Below are 5753 nucleotides of genomic sequence, written 5' to 3'. Positions count from 1 at the left end.
CTATCGGCCCGCGACTGAGCCGGTGCTCACGGCCGGCGACCTGACGACGCAGCAGCAGCCATCTCGGCCGCGAGCAGCAGCGCAGCGCGGCTCGCGCCGACTGAAGCGACGCCCTGCCCGGCAATGTCATACGCGGTGCCGTGGGCGGGCGTGCAGATTGGAAACGGAAAGCCGCCGAGCAGGGTCACACCGCGGTCGAAGCCCATCAGCTTCATCGCGATCTGGCCCTGGTCGTGATACATCGTCAGCACCGCATCAAACGCACCGGCTTTGGCGCGCAAAAACACCGTGTCGGCCGGGAACGGCCCCTCGGCCGCAATCCCTTGTTGCTGAGCCGCAGCGACGACCGGCGCAATGATTTCGATCTCTTCGCGGCCGAAATTGCCACCGTCGCCAGCGTGCGGGTTCAAGCCGGCCACTGCGATGCGCGGACGTGCGAAGCCGGCATTGCGCATGCAGCCGTCGGTCAGCGCAAGCGCGCGATGGATTCGTTCACTGGACAGTCGCGCGGCGATGTCTCTGAAAGGGATGTGCGATGTGACGCGCGCATTCCAGAGCCGATCCAGTACGTTGAACTCGCTGGCCGCGGTCTTCAATCCAACGACCTCGGCGGAGAATGCGATCTCGTCATCATAGTCGGCACGGGCGAGCCGCATCGCCTGCTTGTTGAACGGCGTGAAGCAGACGGCGTCGACACGCCCGTCCCGGCCAAGCTCCAGCGCGTACCGGTAGTTGGCCAGCGCGAATGTGCCGCCGGCGAGGCTCGCAGCGCCCTGCTCGACGTCAGCCGGATCGAGATGGCCGAGATCGACGAACAGCGCATCCGCGTCGTCCCTGCGCAAGTTCGTGCCCTGCTCGATCATCTTCAGTTGCGGCGCGACGCCGGCAATGCGTGCGCCCGCGTCGAAGATGCGGCGATCACCAATGACGACGATACCGCAGCGGGCGCGAATGTCATCCAGCGCCCCCAGCCTCGCGGTCAGCTCCGGACTGATGCCGGCAGGATCTCCCATCGCCAGCGCGACGAGCGGTCTCACGGTCATATGATCGCCTTCTCTTGATTGTTCGTCTTGGCGGCGGCCGGCGCGGGCTTGCGCAGCAGATGCACGAGCTGCAGAACGAGCGGAAGCAGCAGCAATGCAATGCCGGCCACCACCAGGCTCGTCACCAGCCGGTTTGCAAAGAAGATGTCGAGCGATCCCTTGGACATCAGCATCGACTGCCGGAACGCGTCCTCGGCCTTGTCGCCGATGACGATCGCGAGCACCAGCGGCGCCAAGGGATAGAACAGTTTCTTGAAGAGGTAGCCGACAACGCCGAAGCCGAGCATCAGCACCACGTCGAGATAGGAGTTGGACACCGAATAGGCGCCGACGACGCAGATGATCACGATCAGCGGCGCGATGACGACGAAGGGTATCCGCATCAGCGCGGCGAACACCGGCACTGTGAGCAGCACCAGCACGACGGCGACGATGTTGCCGACATACATCGAGGCGATCAGCCCCCAGACGAAGTCCTTCTGGTCGACAAACAGCATCGGTCCGGGATTGAGGCCCCAGATCATCAGCCCGCCCATCATGACGGCTGCGGTCGCCGAACCGGGAATGCCGAGCGAGAGCATCGGCAACAGCGCGCTGGTGCCGGCCGCATGGTCGGCGGTTTCCGGTGAGATGATGCCTTCGACCTCGCCGGTGCCGAAGTATCGGCCGCGGCGCGAGAAACGTCGCCCGATGGCATAGCTCATGAAGGACGCCGCGGTCGGGCCGCCCGGCGTGATGCCCATCCAGCATCCGATCGCAGCACTGCGCAGCAAGGCCACGCTATGCCGCGGCAGGCGGGCGACCGCACGAAACACCTCCCGCCAATCGATCTTCGAGGAGACCGCGCGGGCGTGAAATTCCTCCTCCACCGCGACAAGCAGCTCGCCGATGCCGAACAGGCCCATGACCGCGACGACGAAGCTCACGCCCTTGACGAGCTCGTCGACGCCCATGGTGAGGCGCACGCTGCCGGACACCGTGTCGATACCGATCGCGGCAATCGCAAACCCGATTGCCAGCGCCACGACGGTCTTGATCGGCGCCGCGCCGCCCATGCCGACGAAGCTCGCAAAGGCGAGGAAATAGACCGCGAAATATTCCGGCGGCCCGAACGCGAGTGCGACCTGCGCGACCCATGATGCGAGAAAGGTGATCAGGATGACGCCGACCAGCGCCCCGAACGCGGCCGAGCCGAAGGCGGTTGCAAGCGCCGTCGTCGGCCGCCCGTCGCGCGCCATCGGGTAGCCGTCGAAGGTGGTCGCGACGGAGGACGGCTCGCCGGGGATGTTGAACAAAATCGACGTGACCGAGCCGCCGAACAGCGCCCCCCAATACATGCTGGAGAGCAGGATGATGGCCGACACCGGCTGCATGCCGAAGGTCAACGGCAGCAGCAGCGACACGCCGTTCGGCGCGCCCAAGCCCGGCAGCACCCCGACAAGAATGCCAAGCAGCACGCCGATGACCATCAGGAGGAGATGCGGCATGGTGACGGCGATGGCGAAGCCGTGAAAGAGCTCGTGGAGATTGTCCATCGGTGCTCTCCGTTAAAAGCCTAACGCGGCGCCGAGCGCACCGTGCGGCAGCGTCACCTCGAACATGCGCTCGAATACGACATAGAGCGCGAGCGATGTCGTCGCCGCCACAGCCAACGCGCGCGGGAGAGACTGATGCTTCGGTATGGCGAGCACCGCGAAGATATAGGCCGCTGCGGCGAGATACATTCCGGCCAGCGGGATGGCCGCGACGAAGATCGCGGCCGGCACGAACAGGCCGGCGAGCCGGCGCAGCTCCAACGGTGTGATCGCAATAGGCACGCTTGCGAGCGTCGTGGCCGGCAGCACGCCTCTCACCAGATTATAGAGGCTGCCAAGCACGATGATGATGCCGGTGAGGAACGGGAAGGTGCCGGCATCTACGCCGTCGCTCGACCAGCCGATGCCGTTGTCGAGGCTGGAGACGACCACCGCCACACCGAAGCTGCCGGTGAGGATGGCGGTTGCGACTTCGAGAGCGCGGCGCGATATCATCGCTGTTTCCAGCCGGGCGTGAGACGACAGGGCATTCTTGCGCAGTCCTTCACCGGCTCACTTGATGAGCCACCCCTGCTCGCTCGCGACCTGCTTGAGGTGCTCGAGATCCTGCTTGATGAACTTGTCGAAATCAGCGCCGGTCAGGAAGGTATCGACCTGCGAAGTCTTCTCGATGTAGTCCTTCCATTCCGGCGTCGCCTGCACCCTCTTCATGAGGTCGACATAATAGGCGGCCTGATCCGGCGTGATCTTGCCGGGCAGCCACACCGTGCGCGGCTGCTCATATTGCGGGATGTCGAGGCCCTGCTCGACGCAGGTCGGTACATCGCTCCAGCCCTCGGTCGCGGTCACCTTGGGTCCCTCCGGCAACCGCTTCGGGCTGAAAGCGCAGAGCGGACGCTGCGTTCCGCCACGCCATTGGCCGAGGCTTTCGCTGGGATTGTTGACGTGGGAATCGATGTGCCCACCGGCAAGCTGCACGGCGGCTTCCGCGCCGCTCTTGAATGGGATGTAGGTCAGCTTGACGTGTCCGACCTTCTCAATCATGCGGGTCAGCACCTCATCGGTATCCTTCGACTGCGCACCGCCCATCTTGAAATCATGCGAGGCGGCCGCCTTCAGATAATCGCCTGCGGTCTTGTATGGCGCGTCCTGCTTGACCCAGAGCAGGAACTCGTCCTGCGCCATCGCCGCGATCGGCGTCAGATCGGTGTAGTTGAAGGCGACCTTGGAGACGAGCGGCTGCTGCCAGGCGTTCGAGGTGCCGAAGATCACCTTGTAGGGATCGCCCGCGGATGCCTTGGCGTACACGTAGCCCTCGGCACCGCTGCCGCCGCCCTTGTTGACCACGACGACCGGTTCACCGGTCAGTTTGTACTTGGTGATGATGTTCTGCACTGCGCGCGCCAGATTGTCGGTCCCGCCGCCCGGTCCTGCCGTGGCAACGAACTCGATCGGCCTCTCGGGCTGCCAGGCTGCAGAAGCCGGGCTCAAGCCGGTCAGCGCGATTGCGGATACGAACAGCAAAGCCGGCATCGTGGTGCGCATCATGTCCTCCGTTTGAATCTTTGTTTTTATTTTGCTGTGTAGTCCGTCTCACCCTCGTCAGGCGACCTGTTCGGTGCGCTCCGTCGATGCCGAAACGATTGCGCCTTCCTGTTCGAGCGCTTCGATCTGCCTCTGGTCAAACCCGTGCTCCGCGAGCACTTCGCGCGTATGCTCGCCATAGACAGGTGCGCCGGTGCGCACCTTGCCCGGCGTCTCCGAGAATTTGACGGGAAGCCCGATCGTCTTCACCGGCCCGAGCGTGGAATGCTCGACCTCGACGACCATCTCGCGCGCCAGCGTCTGCGGATCGCTGAGCGCCTCCAGCATGTCGTGGACGGGACCACAGGGCACGCCCTTCTCGTCGAGCGCCGCGAGCCAATGCGCGCGCGGCATGGTCCGGAAGCGCTCGCTCAAGACAGCGTCAAGCTCCTTGAGGTGCGCCATCCGATCGGCACCGGTGACAAAGCGCGGATCGGTCGCAAGCTCGCTCGCGCCGAGTGCTTCCAGCATCAACAGCCAATGCTTCTTGTTGGCGCCGCCGACGACGAGCCAGCCGTCGGAGGCTTCAAAGGCTTGATACGGCGCGTTGAGCGGATGCGCCGAGCCCATGGCGCGCGGCGCCGTCCCCGCCGCAAGCGCGATGGTCGATTGCCAGTAGGTTTGCACCAACGCCGCCTCATAGAGCGATGTCTCGACCCATTGTCCTTCGCCGGTCTTCAGCCGGTGGGTATAGGCAGCCAGGATGCCCATGCTGGCGAGCAGGCCGGCGGTGATGTCGGACAATGGCGGACCGCATTTCACCGGCGGACCATCGGGCCGTTCGCCGGTAAAACTCATGATGCCGCTCATCGCCTGCGCGACAAGGTCGAAGCCGCGCCGGTGCTTGTACGGGCCGGTGCGACCGAAGCCCGACAGCGAGCAATAGATCAGTGCGGGAAACTCGCGGTGCAGCTCCTCATAGCCGAAGCCCAGCCGCTCCATGGCGCCCGGTGCGAAGTTCTCGACCAGCACGTCGGCGCTCGCTATCAGCCGCCGCAGCACCTGCTTGCCGCCGTCGGTCTTGAGGTCCAGCACGATGCCGCGCTTGTTGCGGTTCATCATCAGGAAGGACGCGGCCTCATCGCCGATCTTCGGCGGCACCGAATGGCGGGTGTCGTCGCCGTTGGGCCATTTCTCGATCTTGATGACGTCGGCGCCCATGTCGGCCAGCATCAGCGTGCAGGTCGGCCCCGCCATGACATGGGTGAGATCAATGACCTTGAGACCCGCAAGCGGCCCGGATTTGCGTGCGTCGTGATCTTGGATGCCCATGGACGCCCTCGCTCTCATCTTCTTGTTTTTGACAATCTGAATGCAAACTCTGGCACATTCAAGCGAAATGTTCTAAAATCTGGCTTCGAAGCCTAATTTTGCATGCAAAAATGGAATTTGCGCGAATGCTCCATGAGGAGGTTGTCGGACGTATCAGAGCGATTTTGCTCGATGGCGAGATCCCTCCCGGCGCGCGGATTCCCGAGCGCGACCTGTGCGAGCGGCTGCAGATCTCGCGCACCCCGCTGCGCGAAGCCCTCAAGGTGCTCGCCGCCGAAGGTCTGGTGCAGCTATTGCCCAACCGCGGCTCGCGCGCCGC

Annotated in this window: 6 protein-coding genes; 1 reads left to right on the top strand and 5 read right to left on the bottom strand. The window is 64.3% G+C overall.

All coding sequences use genetic code 11. The annotated features are described in order from the left end of the window. Positions 1-26: 26 nt before the first annotated feature. Genes WA702_RS25795 through WA702_RS25775 form a run of 5 tightly spaced genes read right to left on the bottom strand, consistent with a single transcriptional unit; the run spans position 27 to position 5434 of the window. Entirely contained in the window at positions 27-1043 is a 1017-nt protein-coding gene (locus WA702_RS25795) for a 4-hydroxythreonine-4-phosphate dehydrogenase PdxA (protein ID WP_425113369.1), read from the bottom strand. Continuing rightward, positions 1040-2578: a tripartite tricarboxylate transporter permease gene (locus tag WA702_RS25790; protein ID WP_425113368.1), complete on the bottom strand. Its 1539-nt coding sequence runs from the start codon at positions 2576-2578 to the stop codon at positions 1040-1042. Before WA702_RS25790 ends, WA702_RS25795 begins: the two co-directional genes overlap by 4 nt. Positions 2579-2590: 12 nt before the next feature. Beyond that, the gene (locus tag WA702_RS25785; protein WP_425113367.1) at positions 2591-3073 is read right to left on the bottom strand and encodes a tripartite tricarboxylate transporter TctB family protein; all 483 of its coding nucleotides are present in this window, start codon (positions 3071-3073) and stop codon (positions 2591-2593) included. 57 nt (positions 3074-3130) lie between these two features. Then, the gene (locus WA702_RS25780; protein ID WP_425113366.1) at positions 3131-4123 is read right to left on the bottom strand and encodes a Bug family tripartite tricarboxylate transporter substrate binding protein; all 993 of its coding nucleotides are present in this window, start codon (positions 4121-4123) and stop codon (positions 3131-3133) included. Positions 4124-4180: 57 nt separating this feature from the next. Beyond that, on the bottom strand, positions 4181-5434 hold the full coding sequence (locus tag WA702_RS25775) for a CaiB/BaiF CoA transferase family protein (protein ID WP_425113365.1): 1254 nt from the start codon (positions 5432-5434) through the stop codon (positions 4181-4183). 125 nt (positions 5435-5559) lie between these two features. Between WA702_RS25775 and WA702_RS25770 the strand changes: the two genes are divergently transcribed. Beyond that, on the top strand, positions 5560-5753 hold a 194-nt coding region (locus WA702_RS25770; protein WP_425113364.1), incomplete at its 3' end, for a GntR family transcriptional regulator.

It is taken from the genome of Bradyrhizobium sp. (genome assembly GCF_049798375.1).
GTDB lineage: Bacteria > Pseudomonadota > Alphaproteobacteria > Rhizobiales > Xanthobacteraceae > Bradyrhizobium.
This window is presented reverse-complemented; position numbering and strand designations above follow the sequence as displayed.